Origin of the sequence: Undibacterium sp. GrIS 1.2 (assembly GCF_040544435.1) — a bacterium.
Lineage (GTDB): Bacteria > Pseudomonadota > Gammaproteobacteria > Burkholderiales > Burkholderiaceae_D > Undibacterium.
In genome coordinates this window covers 13461-31468 of the sequence record NZ_JBEONP010000002.1, presented here as the reverse complement: position 1 = coordinate 31468, position 18008 = coordinate 13461, and the positions used below count along the sequence as shown (strand labels likewise).

General features: G+C 46.9%; 20 protein-coding genes. 15 read left to right on the top strand and 5 right to left on the bottom strand.

What is annotated here, in order from left to right:
• Window positions 1-56 precede the first annotated feature (56 nt).
• From AAKU61_RS01150 to AAKU61_RS01115, 8 genes are all read left to right on the top strand, one after another.
• Entirely contained in the window at window positions 57-590 is a 534-nt protein-coding gene (locus AAKU61_RS01150) for a Fur family transcriptional regulator (RefSeq protein ID WP_354328908.1), read from the top strand.
• A 23-nt stretch (window positions 591-613) separates the two neighbouring features.
• Entirely contained in the window at window positions 614-1672 is a 1059-nt protein-coding gene (locus AAKU61_RS01145; RefSeq protein ID WP_354328906.1) for a CobW family GTP-binding protein, read from the top strand.
• 219 nt (window positions 1673-1891) lie between these two features.
• Window positions 1892-2296 carry an RNA polymerase-binding protein DksA gene (gene dksA / locus AAKU61_RS01140; RefSeq protein ID WP_322121674.1) on the top strand — a complete coding sequence of 135 codons (405 nt, stop codon included), beginning with the start codon at window positions 1892-1894 and terminating at the stop codon, window positions 2294-2296.
• A 629-nt stretch (window positions 2297-2925) separates the two neighbouring features.
• Window positions 2926-4329, top strand: coding sequence for an STAS domain-containing protein (locus AAKU61_RS01135; RefSeq protein ID WP_354328904.1), 1404 nt, complete (start codon window positions 2926-2928; stop codon window positions 4327-4329).
• A 206-nt stretch (window positions 4330-4535) separates the two neighbouring features.
• The gene (gene hslV, locus AAKU61_RS01130; protein WP_322120945.1) at window positions 4536-5072 is read left to right on the top strand and encodes an ATP-dependent protease subunit HslV; all 537 of its coding nucleotides are present in this window, start codon (window positions 4536-4538) and stop codon (window positions 5070-5072) included.
• A 13-nt stretch (window positions 5073-5085) separates the two neighbouring features.
• Entirely contained in the window at window positions 5086-6468 is a 1383-nt protein-coding gene (hslU, locus tag AAKU61_RS01125) for an ATP-dependent protease ATPase subunit HslU (protein ID WP_354328902.1), read from the top strand.
• Between the two features lie 207 nt (window positions 6469-6675).
• Complete coding sequence (locus AAKU61_RS01120) at window positions 6676-6870, top strand: hypothetical protein (protein WP_322120943.1); 195 nt, start codon at window positions 6676-6678, stop codon at window positions 6868-6870.
• A gap of 51 nt (window positions 6871-6921) precedes the next feature.
• Window positions 6922-7143: a hypothetical protein gene (locus AAKU61_RS01115; RefSeq protein WP_354328900.1), complete on the top strand. Its 222-nt coding sequence runs from the start codon at window positions 6922-6924 to the stop codon at window positions 7141-7143.
• Window positions 7144-7174: 31 nt separating this feature from the next.
• On the opposite strand, the gene AAKU61_RS01110 is transcribed toward AAKU61_RS01115, so the two are convergent.
• The 5 genes from AAKU61_RS01110 to AAKU61_RS01090 all read right to left on the bottom strand — a co-directional run bounded on the left by AAKU61_RS01110 (window position 7175) and on the right by AAKU61_RS01090 (window position 10424).
• Complete coding sequence (locus AAKU61_RS01110) at window positions 7175-8173, bottom strand: NAD(P)H-dependent glycerol-3-phosphate dehydrogenase (protein WP_354328898.1); 999 nt, start codon at window positions 8171-8173, stop codon at window positions 7175-7177.
• A 171-nt stretch (window positions 8174-8344) separates the two neighbouring features.
• Window positions 8345-8791, bottom strand: a complete 447-nt coding sequence (locus tag AAKU61_RS01105) for an SH3 domain-containing protein (protein WP_322120940.1) — start codon at window positions 8789-8791, stop codon at window positions 8345-8347.
• Window positions 8792-8899: 108 nt separating this feature from the next.
• Window positions 8900-9391, bottom strand: coding sequence for a protein-export chaperone SecB (gene secB, locus AAKU61_RS01100; protein ID WP_322120939.1), 492 nt, complete (start codon window positions 9389-9391; stop codon window positions 8900-8902).
• 282 nt (window positions 9392-9673) lie between these two features.
• Entirely contained in the window at window positions 9674-9937 is a 264-nt protein-coding gene (gene grxC, locus AAKU61_RS01095) for a glutaredoxin 3 (RefSeq protein ID WP_354328895.1), read from the bottom strand.
• Window positions 9938-10022: 85 nt separating this feature from the next.
• Window positions 10023-10424, bottom strand: coding sequence for a rhodanese-like domain-containing protein (locus tag AAKU61_RS01090; protein WP_354328893.1), 402 nt, complete (start codon window positions 10422-10424; stop codon window positions 10023-10025).
• 276 nt (window positions 10425-10700) lie between these two features.
• On the opposite strand from AAKU61_RS01090, the gene gpmA reads away from it, so the two are divergent.
• From gpmA to AAKU61_RS01055, 7 genes are all read left to right on the top strand, one after another.
• Entirely contained in the window at window positions 10701-11447 is a 747-nt protein-coding gene (gene gpmA / locus AAKU61_RS01085; RefSeq protein WP_354328892.1) for a 2,3-diphosphoglycerate-dependent phosphoglycerate mutase, read from the top strand.
• 120 nt (window positions 11448-11567) lie between these two features.
• A complete protein-coding gene (locus AAKU61_RS01080) occupies window positions 11568-12896 on the top strand; it encodes a murein hydrolase activator EnvC family protein (protein WP_503012567.1) in 1329 nt (442 codons plus the stop codon).
• A gap of 15 nt (window positions 12897-12911) precedes the next feature.
• Window positions 12912-14375, top strand: a complete 1464-nt coding sequence (locus AAKU61_RS01075) for a S41 family peptidase (protein WP_354328890.1) — start codon at window positions 12912-12914, stop codon at window positions 14373-14375.
• Window positions 14376-14706: 331 nt separating this feature from the next.
• Window positions 14707-15459, top strand: a complete 753-nt coding sequence (locus tag AAKU61_RS01070) for a HesA/MoeB/ThiF family protein (protein WP_354328889.1) — start codon at window positions 14707-14709, stop codon at window positions 15457-15459.
• Between the two features lie 495 nt (window positions 15460-15954).
• Window positions 15955-16305, top strand: a complete 351-nt coding sequence (locus AAKU61_RS01065) for a hypothetical protein (RefSeq protein ID WP_354328888.1) — start codon at window positions 15955-15957, stop codon at window positions 16303-16305.
• A gap of 32 nt (window positions 16306-16337) precedes the next feature.
• On the top strand, window positions 16338-16745 hold the full coding sequence (locus AAKU61_RS01060) for a DUF2946 domain-containing protein (RefSeq protein ID WP_354328887.1): 408 nt from the start codon (window positions 16338-16340) through the stop codon (window positions 16743-16745).
• A 198-nt stretch (window positions 16746-16943) separates the two neighbouring features.
• Complete coding sequence (locus AAKU61_RS01055; RefSeq protein ID WP_354328886.1) at window positions 16944-17957, top strand: TonB-dependent receptor; 1014 nt, start codon at window positions 16944-16946, stop codon at window positions 17955-17957.
• Window positions 17958-18008: the final 51 nt, after the last annotated feature.

Below are 18008 nucleotides of genomic sequence, written 5' to 3'. Positions count from 1 at the left end.
TTCAATTGAGATTTGACCCGCACACTCAGCTCACTCATTTCACCACCAGCCCGCCCATGAAATCCACATCATCTAGCCAGCCAATTTCTGCCAGCATGCCACCGGATCAAGATCGCGCGCTGGCCGAAACGATGTTGCGCCAAGCCGCCATCCGCGTGACGGATGCACGCCTGAGTGTATTGACAGTACTGCTAGACACCAGACGTGCGCTATCGCATCAAGAGGCGCAAGATGCTTTGCCCGACATGGACAGAGTTACGCTATACCGCGCTTTGGATTGCCTCACCGATGCCGGTCTGGCGCATAAAATTGCCGGTGACGACAGAATATTTCGCTACAACACAGGGAGCGATCATCAGCCGCACATTGTTGCCAGCGGCATTCAACATCAGCATGGTCATTTCAAATGCACCCGCTGCGCCAAAGTGTTTTGCTTAGATGAAGAACAGCATTGCACCAATCAGGCACATCACCATCCCTCACTGCAAGACCAATTGCAAGTGACGCTGCAAGCGACGCTGGGCAAAGGTTTTCAAAATCACGATATAGAACTGACCATCAAAGGTTGGTGCGCAGACTGCGCGACATAAAATTGACTAAGGACTTGATTGACATGGCTTTAATCCCGACGACTATCCTGACCGGCTTTTTAGGTTCAGGGAAAACCACGCTGCTGAATCGTATTCTGCAAGAGAATCACGGACATAAAATTGCCGTCATCGAAAATGAATTCGGTCAGGAAAACATCGACAACGAAATCCTCGTTCACAACAGCAACGAACAAATTATCGAGATGAACAACGGCTGCATCTGTTGCACCGTGCGTGGCGATCTGATCGTCGCACTAAGTAATCTGATTCAGCAAAAGAACGAAGGCAAACTCAATTTCGATCGCGTGATTATCGAAACTACCGGTCTGGCAAATCCCGGTCCGGTAGCGCAAACTTTTTTTGTCGACGAAGAAGTCGGCAGCTACTACATGCTGGATGCCGTAGTCACCATGGTTGACGCACGTCACGCCATGCAACAATTAAATGAGCATGAAGAAGCGCAACGGCAAGTCGGTTTTGCCGACAAAATTATTCTGTCCAAAACCGATCTGGTCGATGCGGAACAAGTCGCCCAACTGCGCCAGCGCCTGGTGCGTATGAATCCGCGCGCGACCATCAGCACTGCCGATTTTGGCCAGGTAGCGATCGGCGAGGTACTGGATTTAAAAGGCTTTAACCTGAATGCCAAACTAGAACTTGATCCAGATTTTTTACAGGCAGAACAAGAAGAAGAGCACGTACACGACGAGCATTGCGGGCATGATCATGCGGATCATCAGCACAATCATCACAACGAACACAACCACCATCATGCGCACCACTCGGACGACATCGCCGCCTTTGTGTTTAAAAGTGATCGTCCGTTTAACACCGGCAAACTCGACGAGTTTTTGGGCGGACTGGTACAAGTGTTCGGACCACGCATGTTGCGCTACAAAGGCGTGCTGTTAATGGATGGTGCAGACCGCAAGGTGATTTTCCAAGGCGTGCATCAAATTATGGGTACAGATGTCGGCGCTAAGTGGAGCGATGATGAGTTGCGTGAGAGTAAGATGGTGTTTATTGGCAAAAATCTGCCCAAAGACGTATTTATTGATGGTTTAAGACTATGTTTGGTATAAACTAGCGGGCTACTGAATGGGGCGAACTAATTGAAGCGCCCAAGCAAAGCAACGACAGACTTCATACGGATGTCATTTACTTTGCCAGTAAGGGGAGGATAATAGCGGCCTGAATGCAACATTGTGCTATTTCTTATGTATTAACCCGTCGTATCGAAAGTAAGCGAAGTGGCAACTAAATCACCTAAATCGACTGTTACAGTCAGCGCACCGGCAGCTCTGCTCACTGAGGAAGAACTTCTCAAGATGGGCGAGAAAGACTATATGAACGCTGCACAACTGGCTTTTTTCAAAGCCCGTTTGCAACAGCTAGAAAAGGATTTGCTTAAAAACGCCGACGAAACCACAGAGCACCTGCGTGAAACTGTGTTGGTACCTGATCCGGCAGATCGCGCCACGATCGAAGAAGAACATGCCCTGGAACTACGCACCCGCGACCGTGAACGCAAACTGCTGAAAAAAGTACAGCAATCTATCGCCAGTATTGATGAAGGCGAATACGGATGGTGCGAAGAAACTGGCGAAGCGATTGGCGTACCACGCTTGCTGGCACGTCCAACGGCAACATTGTCGTTAGAAGCGCAGCAACGACGTGAAATGAAACAAAAGCTATACGGCGATTAAGTCATAGCCAAACTTTATAAAGAAGCGTGCAACTGAACCTTGCGCGCTTTTTTTGCGTAAAATTTATTCACTAACCCGGTGAGTTTTACGCCTGCAGAACCGTCTGTCCGGCTAAATAGTCCAGTCACGCCATAAAATTGTAGGTTTTTTACCACAACTGATTGCAGGCAATATTTTCTAAAATATTGCCTGCATCTGCTTGTGATGTTCTGCGCAGATGTAATTTTTAAAAATAGATAGCCGTTATTGAAACTAATGCTTTCTTTGCTACCGACAAGATAGAAAGTGTATTTTTATTACAAATAATGGCAAACGATCGTCAGAACTCGGCCTAAGTTCAATACAAAGGATTAAGAGATAAGGACAGCTTCTTTTTTTTCAAAAATCAATTGTGCTGGTTAAAGTAAAACCAATTACACATGAAATAATTCAAGTTCGTTACAATTCATGCACTGAAATTTACGCTTAAGCCTGTGTAGGCAGCATAAGTGACTAACCATAGTTACATGATTCAGACTATACTTTAGCTTCGGAAAATTGCTTGTTTGTGAATGACGTTCAGCACAAATTAAGATTATTTTTTAATCAAAATAAAAGATACATTTTGTCTTTTTATATTCAGGAATAACGTGGGGATTTTTTCACTTTTCGGCAAAAAGAATGGTCAGCAGGAGAAAGACTCCGCGCTGAAAACTTCTGCCAAAAAAACACGTTCTAAAAGCGGCAATACGGATATCTTGGTGACGTCCAGTGACGACGCACAATCAAATTCCATCATGGCTCAACGCCATATGGCTAGAGCAACAGCGCGCAAAATTGATGCGATAGAATTTGAAATGTCGCGTGACATGGGTAAAACAAAAAATGTACTGCCCAATAAAACAACTCCTGATGCAAAAGCCAATTCTGCCAACAAACCTGCTTCGGCAACTGAGCCGATTACAGACTTCCAAAGTACGCTGCCTCTGGCAATGCCTACTACAGATTATTTGTTGGAACAGCATACCGATTTAATGACCGCAGATCTGGCAGAGACAGAGTCTGTTCCCTTACTAGAAGAAGCGGCGATTTTATTCGCCAGCGGTCAAAAAGAAGTTGCCGAACAAATGCTGCAGGCTGCGATTCATAATAGAAATTTGGGTCAAGCAGAACAAATTGGCTGGTACATGCTGTTTGATCTGTACGAAATTTCAAACAATCAAGCCCAGTTTGACCGTCTGTCATTGGAGTACGCCAGTAAATACGAGATGTCGCCACCGATTTGGCATGATTCACGCTACCAGATGGACAAATCAGGCGATGATACAAATCAGACAACGGCAAATATTTCTTTCCCTGGGCAGCTAGATGGCAACATCATCAAATTGCTGGAACGCTTGCAACAAGTCAGCAAGCAAAGTCAAAGTATTAAACTGGATTTTACTCGCGTAAAAAATGTCGATGCAGTCGGCTGTGGCTTGTTATTGCGTGCACTCAAAAATCTGAAAAAAACTAAACATGACTTAATGTTAGTTGCAGCACAAGACCTAGCGGATAACATCCGCGCGATACTGCAAGTTGGCAGGCGTGACGAAACCGAAGCACCGTGGTTGCTATTGCTTGAAATTTTGCAACTACTGCATTTTGAAAAAGCATTTGAAGAAGTCAGTATGGATTACTGCATTACCTTCGAAGTTTCCCCTCCTTCTTTTGAAGCGCCAAAGAATAAAGTCACCACTTCATTTCCAGAAATTCAGCTCGAAACAGAATCAGCCCATCGGTTTATGATGCCAGCAGTGATTGAAGGTAAAACCGATATTTTGATCGCGCAAATTACCGAACACTCCAAAATGTACAACCAAATAGTATTAGATTGTTCACGTTTAGACCGAGTCGAATTTGGTGCTTCTGCACAGTTACTCAATGGCCTGGTACCCATCGCGGTTGTTAGAGATAATCACATTCAATTTGTGGAAGTTAACTACTTAGTCATGGCCTTGTTTAACGCCATGGGTTTGAAAAGCGTTGCTACCATCTTCCCTCGCAAGCATTAATTAATAAGCTATTAGCACGCGTCAAAGTTGCAAGCCACCTCTGCTTTCTGCTCTATCTTGTAATTTGAAGACCTAGCCCCATTTCTATCCAACGCGATCGAAGGCTGTCTAAAACAATCAGCACGCCATTATTAGCTTAAGCATATCAAGTTTGGCGAGCTCGCCAACGGATAATCGCTACCTGCACATCATTATTCGAGGATCACATGGAACAATTTCACGGCACCACCATCTTGTCGGTACGACGCGGCAATCTGGTCGCACTCGGTGGCGACGGCCAAGTCACACTCGGCAATATCATCATGAAGGGTACTGCCCGTAAAGTGCGCAAGCTGTATCACAACAAAGTATTAGCCGGTTTTGCAGGCGGTACTGCGGATGCTTTTACGCTGATTGAACGGTTTGAAGCCAAGTTGGAAAAACACCAAGGCCACTTGATGCGTGCCTCGGTCGAACTTGCCAAAGACTGGCGCACCGACCGCATGCTGCGCCGGCTGGAAGCGATGCTACTGGTCGCTGACAAAGAGACTACGCTCGTCATCACCGGTAATGGCGATGTGTTGGAACCGACGGACGGCATCGGCGCGATTGGTTCTGGCGGCACATTTGCCCAGTCAGCTGCCAAAGCTTTACAAGAAAATACCGATTTATCCCCTATCGAGATCGTGAAAAAATCACTGACGATCGCTGGCGAATTGTGCATTTATACCAATTTATCCCACACGATAGAAACTCTCGACTGATTTGGATCGCACCATGAATATGACCCCGCAAGAAATCGTTTCTGAACTCGATAAACATGTCGTTGGCCAAGCCCGCGCCAAACGTGCCGTCGCCATTGCATTACGCAACCGCTGGCGCAGACAACAAGTCCCGGAACCATTACGGCATGAAATCACGCCTAAAAATATTCTGATGATAGGACCGACTGGTGTTGGTAAAACCGAGATTGCACGTCGTCTAGCAAAACTGGCAGATGCGCCTTTTATCAAAATCGAAGCTACTAAATTTACCGAAGTCGGTTATGTTGGCCGCGACGTAGATACGATTATCCGCGACTTGGTGGATATCGGTATCAAACAAACCCGCGAAGCAGCAACTCGCAAAGTACGTGCCCGTGCTGAAGATGCGGCGGAAGATCGTATCCTGGATATTTTGCTACCACTTGCCCGTGATTTTGGTTTTAGTCCCAATAAAGAGGTGTCTGAAACTATTGCAGTGTCAGCAGACAATGCAGAAAAAGAGGCTGGCAAAACTGCGGATAACAATACGCGACAAATTTTTCGCAAGCGTCTGCGTGAAGGTACATTAGACGATAAAGAAATCGATATCGAAGTAGCCGAGACCGCGCCCACCATGGAGATCATGGCACCACCCGGCATGGAAGAAATGACTGAGCAGATCAAATCCATGTTCTCCGGCATTGGTAGCGGACGCAAAAAATCTCGTAAGCTCAAGATTAAAGATGCTCTGAAAATTTTGATCGAAGAAGAAGCCGGCAAGCTGGTCAATGAAGACGAGCTGAAACAGCAAGCAATACACAATGTGGAACAAAACGGCATCGTATTTTTAGATGAGATCGATAAGATCGCATCACGTTCTGAGTCTGGTGGCGCCGAGGTATCGCGTGCTGGTGTGCAGCGTGATTTATTGCCTCTGGTCGAAGGCACTACGGTCAATACTAAATACGGCATGATCAAAACGGATCATATTTTATTTATCGCCTCAGGCGCTTTCCATTTGGCCAAGCCATCTGATTTGATACCCGAACTGCAAGGACGTTTTCCGATCCGGGTTGAATTAGAATCTTTGTCGATTGCCGATTTTGAGCGCATCTTAACCAGTACCGACGCCTGTTTAACGCATCAATACAAAGCCTTGCTGGAGACAGAAGGCGTGACGATAGACTTTACTGATGAGGGCGTGCAAAGACTGGCGGGCATCGCTTACGCAGTCAATGAGACCACAGAAAATATCGGCGCCCGACGTCTTTATACGGTGATGGAAAAATTGCTGGAAGAAATCTCCTTCGATGCGCATCAAAATAGTGGCACAACCATTGTGATCGATGCCGCTTACGTAGAGCAGCGGCTGCAGGCATTGTCGGTAGATGAGGATTTATCACGCTATGTTTTGTGATTTAATTTGATGGCGATTTGACGTCGACTTAATGTCTACTTAGTGTCTACTTAATGTCTACTGCGCGTTGAATTGATAGCCATTGACACGCATCAAATACAAATTTAGCCTGGCTTGAGGCTTGCGGTAATAAATCTTAATACTCTTTGTTACTGCAAGCGATTAACTTAACTTCAAAACAATAGTTAAAAAGAGAAAGGAGTAGTGATGGCAAATAAAACGACAGGCACACGCCAGAAGCTGACCTTTCGACTTGACCCTGCACAAACCAAACCACGTAATCCAGTTGCCGTTGCAGCAAAACAGCGCGCAGCAGGTAGCCACCAAAAATCTGCGTCGGCGCTACGACAAGAACAAAACCGTTTAGCAAAAAAGCTGCCCATAGAAGGCGAACAAGATTAAGATTGATGCGTCATGTAATGTCAGGCAATGTCTTAGGACTAAGGTATATGTATGCCAGGAAGCAGACGCCGCAAACAACTTTATCATCGCAAATTATCTTTGCGCAGAAAAGACATTCGTACCCGGTTTGTGGTCGATCTCGCGATACTGTATTTACCGACATTAGGCATACAAAAAACCCGGGAGTTGTTGCGTAGCCAGCTCGTGCTGGATTCCGTGATCAACCGCGTGCTACATCATCCCAAGTTGCGCCGCACTTACACACAACCATAGTCCTCGATATCTTCGTCAAACATTGATAAAGTTAAAGCACTTCCTGCTTAGCATCACGCGCCAATAAACGGGCAATCATCTGCTGCGCAGAAATTTGATCAAACAACACGCCAGCGACGGCATCGGTAATTGGCATCTCCACCTGCAAACTGGCGGCTAAAGTTTTGACTGCCTGCGCACAACGCACGCCCTCGGCAACATGCCCTAATTCTTGTACGATCAACGACAAGGATTTACCCTGCGCCAACGCCAGACCGACTTTGCGGTTACGTGACAAATCTCCGGTACATGTCAAAATCAAATCCCCTACGCCGGTCAAACCCATCAGAGTCTCCGCGCGTCCGCCTAGAGCGGCGCTGAGGCGGCTGATTTCTGCCAGGCCGCGTGTCATCAGGGCTGCCCTTGCGTTTAAACCTAAACCCAAACCATCAGCAATGCCGGTCGCGATGGCCAGAATATTTTTCACTGCACCACCGACTTCTACACCGACCACATCATCACTGGAATACACCCGAATCGCATTCCCATGCACCGCACTGACGACTTTTTGGCACAGCTCTGCTGAGGTAGAAGCGATGGTCAGTGCACACGGCAAACCCTTAGCAACCTCTTGCGCGAACGAGGGGCCGGTTAAAGCGCCCGCCTGCACCGCATCGCCTAAAACCTGACGCACCACTTGATGCGGTAACAGTTGCGTGCCCTCTTCAAACCCTTTGCACAACCAGACCACATGCTGCGGCTGAAATGGCAGACATTGCTGCAATAAAGGCCGTAAGCCAGATACCGAGGTGGCAATGATCAACAAGCCATCTGCCGAACTTGCATGCGCCATAGCCTGCTCAAAATCGGCTGTGGCTTGTAAATCAGTAGGGAAAGGACAGCCCGCAAGATAGGTCTGGTTTTCGCGCTGAGTCTGCATTTGCTGCATCAGCTCGGGCTTTCGCCCCCAAAGCAACACCTGATTTTTAGTGGCAAGAGAAATCGCTAATGCACTGCCCCAGGCACCAGCGCCAAGTACGCTTATGTTCATGATTGCCTGACCTCGTTGTGAAAATACAAATAAAGATTAAATATATACCCCATATAGTATTTATAAACTGTCCAAAGAATCAATGGACAATAAGGCATATTTTCTTATAAATGAGGGGAGTATATAAAAAAGGACAGCATGCTGTCCTTTTTTCGATCACCTTGCAGCCTGCTACACGCCCCAGACTTCAGACACTTTGACATAGCCAATCTGTCCGTCGCGGTGCTTTACTTTGACCCATCCTGATGACACCGGCTCGGCCATTTCTAGCAACACATTTTTGTCTGCGCTAAACACCATAGGCGAGGCTTCATCCGCAGCCGAGTGGGCTTTGACATTGGCGACACGTACAACCACATTGCGACGCGCGACCAATTCTTTTGATTCTACCCAGCTTAAATCGCCACCCATGTCGCGTACTTTGCTCCAGGTGCCGTAAGTCAAAATCACTTCCACTGGCATGCCACGCGGCGCAACATACACCTTGCCGCCCTTGGTCGATGGCGCATCATACAAAATCACGGGGGACGCACCGATAGCTCTAAACTCCAAGGCCTGGGCGATGCCAGACCAAGAAGCGATACCTAACAGTACAGATAAAATCAGAGAACGACGCATAGTAATTTCCACTTTAAACCCGATCAGCTAAGTCAATTAGCTAAGTCAATTAACTAAGCTAATTTAGTCATTAACCAGCTCATCGGGCTAACACTCGATCACGCGCAATTAGTGTGTCGTTGCTGGTGTTTGTTCGCCGCCTTCAGCTTGTAATTTAGCTTGCTGTTCAGCGATATTTTGCAGACGCTGTTGGTAGAAAGCTTCAAAATTGATTTCAGACAAATGTACTGGTGGGAAACCCGCACGGGAAATCACATCAGCAATATTGGCACGCAGGTAAGGATAGATGATATTTGGGCAACCAATACCCAGCAGTGGATCTAACTGATCTGCAGGAATATTGCGTGCTTCAAAAATACCTGCTTGCTTGCCTTCAACCAGGAAAGCAACTTTATCATTGACCTTAGCAGTCACCGTTACAGTCACGATGGACTCAACGATACCGTCGGCTAATGGCGCTGCGCTGACATCCAGAGCGACTTCGATCGTTGGTGCTTCTTGTTCCAGAAAAATAGCTGGGGAGTTTGGCTGTTCAAGCGACAAATCTTTCAGATAAACGCGTTGAATTTGAAATACGGGCTGCAGATTTTCGTCAGACATGTGAGACTTTCTAAAAATTCTAAAAGATTAATAACAATTAATGAACAACGAGATGGCTGTAGATAGAGCTGATTCAGGCCATTTCAAGATCGCGGCGCGTTATTCTACCAAGTGAAATGCAAAATCAGCAAAAATCTGCTATTTAAGTGATTTTTGCCGATTGATTTGTCAATGTGATGACATTTTATTGAGACTCTGGCAAGGAAGCACAGTGTTACACGCCAGAAAAATGGCCCTGATTGAGCAAAACCGCAGTCAGATCAGAGCTGATTCCTCGCCTGATCAAGCGGGATTCAATAAAGCTTCCAGCTTGCCAGTACGATCTAGCGCCGACAAATCGTCGAAACCGCCGACATGCGTTTCGCCGATGTAAATCTGCGGTACTGTCCGGCGGCCGGTCTTTTGCATCATGTTTTCGCGCGCAACCGGGTCCAGATCGACACGGATTTTTTCAATCTCATCCACGCCTTTTGACTTCAGCAGGCGCTCTGCCATAGTGCAATATGGGCAAACTGCGGTGCTATACATTACAACATGCGCTGTCATGATTTTCTCCTGCTAACTTAAATATCTACTTATTTTAATGATTTATTCAATTATTCACCGAACTGACTTACTTGTCATTCGGCAATTACTTAACTGTTGGCAATCCTTGAGTTTTCCATGCGGAAACACCGCCCTCAAGACTAAACACTTGCTCAAATCCAGCCTTCTTGAGTACGCCAACCGCTGATGCAGACCGCACACCACGCTCGCACACAGTGATGATGGTACTGTTTTTTGATTTTTCTAGTTCTTTTACGCGGCTAGACAAATCGGCCAGAGGAATATTTTTGGCGTTTGGCAAATGACCGGCAGCAAATTCTTCTGCGTCACGTACATCTAACACGACAGTTTTACCCTGGTTCATGACTTGCGTTGCCTGCAATTGCGTTAGCTTGGCGCCACGACGTTGCAGTACGGGGAACAACAAAGCACCGCCAGAAATGAGGGCGACGGCAATCATCCAGATGTTTTCAATTAAGAATTTCACAGTATTCCAATGGGTAATATGGTTATAGATCGTTGGAAACTTCTAAAAACCCCATACTCGAGCGCATCGCGTCGTTGCAAAGCCTCGCAATACCGACGTATTGCTACGTTTTGCGCCTAGCGCTACATCTCGATTAAAGGGTTTTTAGAAGTTCCCTGTTATAAATGGTTTTAAAGAACGCGCCCATTATAAAATAGATGCTGTTGTAGTTGCTGCTCTACTGTTTTGCGTAAGTCCTAAACTCCAAACTTCTTTTTAATCACACTTCATTACACCATGTACAAAATCGTTTTGATGCGCCACGGCGAATCCACCTGGAATCTTGATAATCGTTTTACTGGCTGGACCGATGTTGATCTGACTGAAAAAGGCGTAGCAGAAGCGCGCCAGGCAGGCAAAGTCTTAAAAGAAGCTGGTTTTATGTTTGACGTGGCTTACACCTCCGTCCTTAAACGCGCTATCCGCACACTCTGGGGTACGCTGGATGAAATGGACTTGATGTGGTTGCCCGTCGTACACGACTGGCGTTTGAATGAACGCCATTATGGTGCTTTGCAAGGTTTAAATAAAGCAGAAACAGCTGCGCAGTATGGCGATGAACAGGTTCTTGTATGGCGTCGTAGCTACGATACACCGCCCAATCCCTTGCCAGAAAATGACCCCCGCACGTCGTTCAACGATCCTCGCTACGCTGGTTTAACACGCTCACAAATCCCGCTGACGGAATGTTTAAAAGACACGGTAGATCGCGTAATGCCTGCATGGGACGACACGATTGCCCCCGCCATCCGTGCCGGCAAACGTATCATCATCAGTGCCCATGGTAATAGTTTGCGCGCCTTGATCAAAATGTTAGATGGCATCAGCGATGCAGATATCGTCAGCTTAAATATACCTAACGGGCAACCGCTGGTGTATGAGTTGGATGCCGATTTAAAACCCATCAAGCATTACTATCTGGGCGATCAATCCGCGATTAAAGCGGCATTGCACGCAGTTGCCAGCCAAGGAAAATCGAAGTAAGACCATGATAAGACCTTGATGCTGAACGCAGTGACTCACACCAACACCAAAGCAGACAAAGTAAACACAGGCACCGGGCCAGCGTACTCTTCACGGGTGCCGCTGGGCTTGTGCCTGCTGATGCTTGGCAGTTTGTTCAGTTTATTCTGTGGACTAAGTAATCCCGCTCAAGCAGCTAGTAATGCCCGCACGACGCAAAAAAATCAAGTCGAAGCGCAGCGCACTGAGTTACAGCAAAAGCTGCAAGCACTCAAAAAAGATATTAATAAAACAGAGTCGGCTAAAGACAAAGCTAGCGATGCACTGGCTGATTCTGAGCAAGCCATTTCTGAAGCCAATCGTTCTTTGCGCGATTTGCAAACTGAGCAAAACGAGACCCAGACCCGCCTGCAACAATTATTAGCCGAACAGAGCAGACTCAGCGCCAAGGTCGAGCAGCAAAAAAAGCAGCTCTCGGATTTTTTGCGTCATCAATATATGCGTGGCGACAGCGACCGCATCAAGCTACTACTATCGGGCGACAACCCCAACCGCATCAATCGTGATTTGCAATACATGGGTTATGTCTCGCAAACCCAGGCCAAAATGATAGAAGGCTTGCGCACCAGCCTAGCCGCAGTACAAAAAAATGCCAAAGAAGAGCAAGACGCTAAAGACGATCTGGACGAAATCGCGCAAGAAGAAATCACGCATAAAAAAGCCTTAGAGGGCGAGAAGAAAAAACGTGGCACTTTGTTAGCGCAATTGGCCGACAAGCTGCACGCGCAAAAGAAAGAGGCCGACAATCTGCAAAAAGATGAGCAACGTCTCGGTAATCTGGTCACACAATTAAATAAATTGATTGCGGAACAAATCAAAGCAGAACAAGAACGCGCAGCACAATTAGCAAAACAAAAAGAAAAACAGCGCCTGGAAAAACTCGCTCAAGAAAAAGCACTCAAAAATAAAAAATCCGGTAAGCCGACCAATCCCGATGCGATCGACGATGACGAACCTCCAAGTAAAGTGATCGCAAAGAATGAGCAAACACCGGTAGCGACTAGTTTTGACGGCAATTTTGGCAAGCTAAAAGGACAACTTCGTCTGCCAGTTAAAGGGGAATTAATCGCCAAGTTTGGTAGCAAACGCGGGGATGGTCCTAGCTGGAAAGGTATTTTCATCAAGACCGCAGAAGGTGCAGAAATCAAAGCGATTGCGGCTGGCCGAGTAGTGTTTGCCGATTGGCTACGCGGCTTTGGGAATATGGTGATTGTCGATCATGGTAACGAATATCTGAGTTTATATAGCAACAATCAAGCAGTCTTAAAACATGTGGGCGACATCGTAAAAACCGGCGACGTCATCGCCAGCGCGGGTAATAGCGGCGGCAATGAAGAATCAGGTTTATACTTTGAGCTAAGGTATCAAGGGCGCGTATTCGACCCATTGACGTGGGCAACAATCAGATGAGATGTGGATATTGAAATGGGTAGCAAAATAAAAAGTTTTAGCTTAATCAGTTTTGGCGTTATCGCTGGCGTTGCTGCGACGATCCAGTTTTCTGCTTTGGCACAAAAAAATACCGGTTCACCTTTGCCCGTGGAAGAACTACGGCAACTGGCTGACGTTTTCGGCATGATCAAGACCGACTACGTCGAGCCCGTAGAAGACAGCAAACTATTGACCGAAGCCATTTCTGGCATGGTCGCTTCACTCGATCCGCATTCAGCTTATCTGGATAAAAAAGCCTACAAAGAATTACGTGAAGGTACGCAAGGCAAATTTGTCGGTCTGGGCATTGAAGTCGGGATGGAAGATGGTTACGTCAAAATCATTTCTCCGATTGAAGATTCGCCCGCTTATCGCGCTGGTATCAAACCGGGCGATCTGATTACGCGTCTGGATTCGATACCGATCAAAGGTCTGAGTCTGGATGAGGCCGTCAAAAAAATGCGTGGCGAACCAAATAGCAAAATCACGCTGACGCTGGCGCGCAAAAACGAGGATAAGCCTATCGTCGTCACCATCACACGTGAGCTGATCAAACAGCAAAGCGTTAAAGCAAAGATGGTAGAGCCCGGATACGCCTGGTTGCGGATAGCCCAGTTCCAGGAGCCGACGGTTGAAGACATGGCAAAAAAAATTCAGGCTTTGTACACGCAAGATCCTAATCTAAAAGGTCTGGTGCTCGATTTACGCAATGATCCGGGCGGCGTATTGCCTGGTGCGATTGGTGTCTCAGCCGCGTTTTTGCCAAAAGATGCCGTCGTCGTTACGACCAACGGCCAGTTAGCAGACTCCAAAGCCAGCTACACCGCTAAGCGTGAAAACTATGCCACCCGCGCCATCGGCGATCCGCTCAGCAAATTACCAGAAGCGATTAAGAACGTGCCGATGGTCGTGCTAATCAATACTGGCTCAGCCTCCGCGTCCGAAATCGTGGCAGGTGCTTTACAAGATTACAAACGCGCCACCATTCTGGGGACTCAAAGTTTTGGCAAGGGATCGGTACAAACCATACGCCAGATCTCTGCTGATACCGCCGTCAAACTGACCACCGCACGCTACTACACACCGAACGGTCGCTCGATTCAGGCGAAAGGTATCACCCCTGATCTGGCAGTGGAAGAAACTGCAGAAGGCGACGGCTTCAACAGCCTGCGCACACGCGAAGTAGATTTAGACAAGCACTTAAATAACGACAAAGAAGCTGAGCAAGCCAATAAATCCAAGGTTGATGAGGTGGAAGAAGAACAGCGCCTGATCGCTCTCGCCAAGAAAAGCAAGCCACTGGAATACGGCAGCAAAGATGACTTCCAATTGGCCCAAGCCTTAAATCACTTAAAAGGCTTGCCAGTCAAAGTCACCAAAGTTGATCCAAAAGATGCCGCAGAAGAGAGCAAAGAAGAATCTAAATCTGAATCTAAAGCAGAGTCAAAGAAAAAATAAAGCGACATTGATCACGGTCGTGTTCTGCATGCCACGATCTGATCTGACCAGGCCGCATATTGTGCGGCCTTTTTTACGACTCTCTTTTAGTTTTTTTAGGTTCTTTTTTGAATCTCTATTTGCAAGCCAAAAGACTAGCATTAAATATACTCATAGTTAGTATATTTTAATCGTCCATAGGTTAATTGATCTATATGCCAATTTAGAAAAAAGTAATGGGGAGTATATGAATAAGCTTTCCTCATCAGTCACTACAAAGTCAGCATAATGCCGCTCAACTTTATTGTCCTTACTCCGTGTTTTAACTAAATTATTCCTGCCAATAATTACTATGAATGATCAGCAACTCCTACGTTACTCGCGCCATATTTTGCTCGACCAGATCGGTATTGAGGGTCAACAAAAAATCAATGCAGCACATGCGCTCATCATTGGCGCTGGAGGTTTAGGATCACCAGTAGCGATGTATCTCGCCAGCGCAGGCGCAGGCAAAATCACGCTGGTCGATCATGACGAAGTCGATTTAACCAACTTACAGCGCCAGATTCTCCACACCACCGCACGCGTCGGTCAGCCCAAAGCAGAGTCCGCCAGACAGACTTTGCAAGCCATCAATCCCGACATTGAGATCGTCACTCTGCAAGAAAAAGTCAGCGGTCAACGCCTGCAAGAACTAGTACAAAACGCCAGCATCGTGCTGGATTGCTGCGACAATTTCAGCACCCGCCACGCAGTCAATCAAGCCTGTGTAGAGTTTGGTGTGCCACTGGTATCCGGCGCAGCGATCTCATTTGACGGACAAATCAGCGTATTCGACAGTCGGGATACCAGTTCACCCTGCTACGCCTGCCTGTTCCCACCGGATCAGCAATTTGAAGAAGTCCAATGCGCCACGATGGGCGTATTTGCGCCGCTAGTCGGCATTATCGGCAGCATGCAAGCAGCCGAAGCACTGAAGGTCATGATGGGCATAGGCAAACCGCTACTAGGCCGCTTGCTACTACTCGATGCGCAAACTATGGAATGGACGCAAATCCGCGTGGCACGTAATCTTGCATGTGCGGTTTGTGGTCAGCGACATTAGTGCAAATTACAGTTTTCATGCACTAGTCAGGTAGCGATCTTCTCCTAGCAGCGCGGTTCTTAGGCTAGTCTCTTTAGATATTGGTAACTCCTACACGGCTGTACGTCCAGCCTTTTCCCTTTTGTACTACAGGATTCTGAGTCCTGCTGGAACGTTGCTCCTTGAAGTTTGGAGCTGCATACAATATGAGTTACTCCCCATATGTATATTTTAGTCCTCCATATAATACTTAGACAATTAGGTATTTTTAAATAATTTTTAGGGGAGTATATTGAATTATGCCTTGATTACCGTTGAATAAGAGCAAGCGGATTTAGCTGGTAACAGTCCATCTGCCAGTCTACATTCCGATTTTGTGTGGGTTTTTTTCATCGCTGGTTAAATTTGCTAGATAAATTTTCAATTCTAAATTGTAAGTAGATTGAGCAACTGTTACTATTTTCCTTTTAGTCAACATACGGCGCTGTTGAAGGCATCATCAACATTGCAACGCTGATGCATCTACACAAAACCATGGCACTAACCATCATCAAAAACGAGATCCGCTCTTTACTGAAAATACGTAAAGAACGGGTGATACCGCCACCCAGTGGAATGCCGCAGTTTGGTAGCACCATCGTTTGGGATAAACTTAAAATCCAATTGCGCATGACTATCGACGGTGAGCAATGGGATTGGCTGACACTCAAAGGTTGGCGCGTGCAAGATATGCGTAAAAACCGTCGTAATTATTTTAAAGTCCCGAGCAAAGCCGTTGAACGTTTGTTGCTGGCATCACAAGAAGAGCGAGAAGATGTTTATCAGCGCATTGTGAATTACGACTACGATAAGAGCAGGCTAAGCTGATCAGCAAGTCTGCCTCCGGCCTAATCAGTAACATGAATCAATGGATTAAACGAAGTAGGCTGCCGCTCTGGATTGCATTGTTTGCGATCTTGCTGAATGCGCTTGCCCCTTCGATTTCCCATGCGCTATATGCGCGAAACGGCGCATCGGATCTTTTCGAAATATGTACTGTATCTGGTACACAATTTGTCAGCATTGATAGTGCAAAAAATGGCGCCTCAGTACAGATCAAATCCTCGAAACCTGCCACACCTCAGTTGTTGGAACACTGCCCTTTCTGCATGACACATGCAGGGTCGTTTGCCTTGCCTTCCACGCCTCCCGTTGCACCATTCGTCATTGGCAGACACGATCATTTCCCCGCGCTGTTTTATCACTCACCTTCCCCACTCTTCTCCTGGTCAGCCGCTAATCCGCGCGCGCCGCCCTTCACTTCCTGATGATATTTCATCGCCTGCTGCACTTGATCTAAGTAAGTACAAAGTAAATACAAGGTAAATGCGGCAAAGGTGATTCGTAGTCGATTTTCTATTCAAGGTCCGCTTTGCAGTGAGCTTGGCTCTCGCGATTGCGGACGACTATTCGTTCAGACGCGCTCCAATGCGTTCAAAAATATTTCAGCATTTAAAGGATTCATCATGTCTCTTCTTTCACCGTTAAAAACTGTTTCACTCATCGCTGGCAGTGTGGCGATGTTATTCCCTATGATGGCAAATGCCTGCGCAAGTTGCGGCTGCACGCTAAGTTCTGATTGGGAAAATATGGGAATGTCCAGTGGTACTGGCTTTAAGTTGGATATCCGCTACGACTACCTGAATCAAGATCAGCTGCGTAGTGGTACAAGTAAAATCAGCCCCGCAGCAGCGAGCCAGGTAACCAACAATGGTGACCCGCAAGAGGTAGAAAAATTCACCAAGAATAATTACCTGACATTTGGACTGGACTACAGCAATAGTCCGAACTGGGGCATCAATCTGCAAGTACCTTATATCAACAGAACCCACAGCACACTCGGGACTGCATCCGACGGCACGGTGGCAGATGATGGTGGCGGCCAATATGATTCCAGCACCTCCAACATTGGCGATATCAAAGTAGTGGCACGATACCAGGGATTTTCAGAAGAGCATAAATTTGGTTTGCTGTATGGCGTCAAACTGCCAACTGGTAGTCATACCCAGACCGGAACATCAACGGATGCGACAGCGCCTGGGATAGCGGCAATTGACCGCGGCCTGCAACCAGGTACCGGGACGACAGATATTATTGTCGGTGCGTATTATTTCGACAGCTTGAATAACAATTGGGACTATTTTGCACAAGGACTATATCAAGCGGCGATCAATTCTAGCGACGATTACAAACCGGGTAATGGTTTAAATCTGAATGCAGGATTGCGCTACAAAGGATTTGAGAGCATCACTCCGCTATTGCAAATTAACGCTAGACATGTGGCACATGATACCGGTGCCAATGCTGACACAACCAGCACTGGTGGCACACTAGTTTATCTAAGCCCTGGCGCAGTGATGCCGGTCAACGAACGTTTATCGGTTTATGGTTTTGTGCAATTGCCCTTATACCAGAATGTTCGTGGCGTGCAACTGGCACCTCTCTATACCGCTTCGTTAGGGGCGAGAATTTCCTTCTGATCCACTTGCTAAGACCTCAGGATAGGTGCGATTGGCATCGCGTAATCGCAC

Bases quoted from the DNA above. Each gene is read 5' to 3' on its own strand.
- hslU (WP_354328902.1), top strand. From the start codon at position 5,086: ATGAATATGACCCCGCAAGAAATCGTTTCTGAACTCGATAAACATGTC.
- AAKU61_RS01120 (WP_322120943.1), top strand. From the start codon at position 6,676: ATGGCAAATAAAACGACAGGCACACGCCAGAAGCTGACCTTTCGACTT.
- grxC (WP_354328895.1), bottom strand. From the start codon at position 9,937: ATGACAGCGCATGTTGTAATGTATAGCACCGCAGTTTGCCCATATTGC.
- AAKU61_RS01115 (WP_354328900.1), top strand. From the start codon at position 6,922: ATGCCAGGAAGCAGACGCCGCAAACAACTTTATCATCGCAAATTATCT.
- AAKU61_RS01145 (WP_354328906.1), top strand. From the start codon at position 614: ATGGCTTTAATCCCGACGACTATCCTGACCGGCTTTTTAGGTTCAGGG.
- hslV (WP_322120945.1), top strand. From the start codon at position 4,536: ATGGAACAATTTCACGGCACCACCATCTTGTCGGTACGACGCGGCAAT.
- gpmA (WP_354328892.1), top strand. From the start codon at position 10,701: ATGTACAAAATCGTTTTGATGCGCCACGGCGAATCCACCTGGAATCTT.
- AAKU61_RS01055 (WP_354328886.1), top strand. From the start codon at position 16,944: ATGTCTCTTCTTTCACCGTTAAAAACTGTTTCACTCATCGCTGGCAGT.
- AAKU61_RS01080 (WP_503012567.1), top strand. From the start codon at position 11,568: ATGCTTGGCAGTTTGTTCAGTTTATTCTGTGGACTAAGTAATCCCGCT.
- AAKU61_RS01105 (WP_322120940.1), bottom strand. From the start codon at position 8,791: ATGCGTCGTTCTCTGATTTTATCTGTACTGTTAGGTATCGCTTCTTGG.
- AAKU61_RS01065 (WP_354328888.1), top strand. From the start codon at position 15,955: ATGCATCTACACAAAACCATGGCACTAACCATCATCAAAAACGAGATC.
- secB (WP_322120939.1), bottom strand. From the start codon at position 9,391: ATGTCTGACGAAAATCTGCAGCCCGTATTTCAAATTCAACGCGTTTAT.
- AAKU61_RS01075 (WP_354328890.1), top strand. From the start codon at position 12,912: ATGGGTAGCAAAATAAAAAGTTTTAGCTTAATCAGTTTTGGCGTTATC.
- AAKU61_RS01060 (WP_354328887.1), top strand. From the start codon at position 16,338: ATGAATCAATGGATTAAACGAAGTAGGCTGCCGCTCTGGATTGCATTG.
- AAKU61_RS01110 (WP_354328898.1), bottom strand. From the start codon at position 8,173: ATGAACATAAGCGTACTTGGCGCTGGTGCCTGGGGCAGTGCATTAGCG.
- AAKU61_RS01070 (WP_354328889.1), top strand. From the start codon at position 14,707: ATGAATGATCAGCAACTCCTACGTTACTCGCGCCATATTTTGCTCGAC.
- AAKU61_RS01150 (WP_354328908.1), top strand. From the start codon at position 57: ATGAAATCCACATCATCTAGCCAGCCAATTTCTGCCAGCATGCCACCG.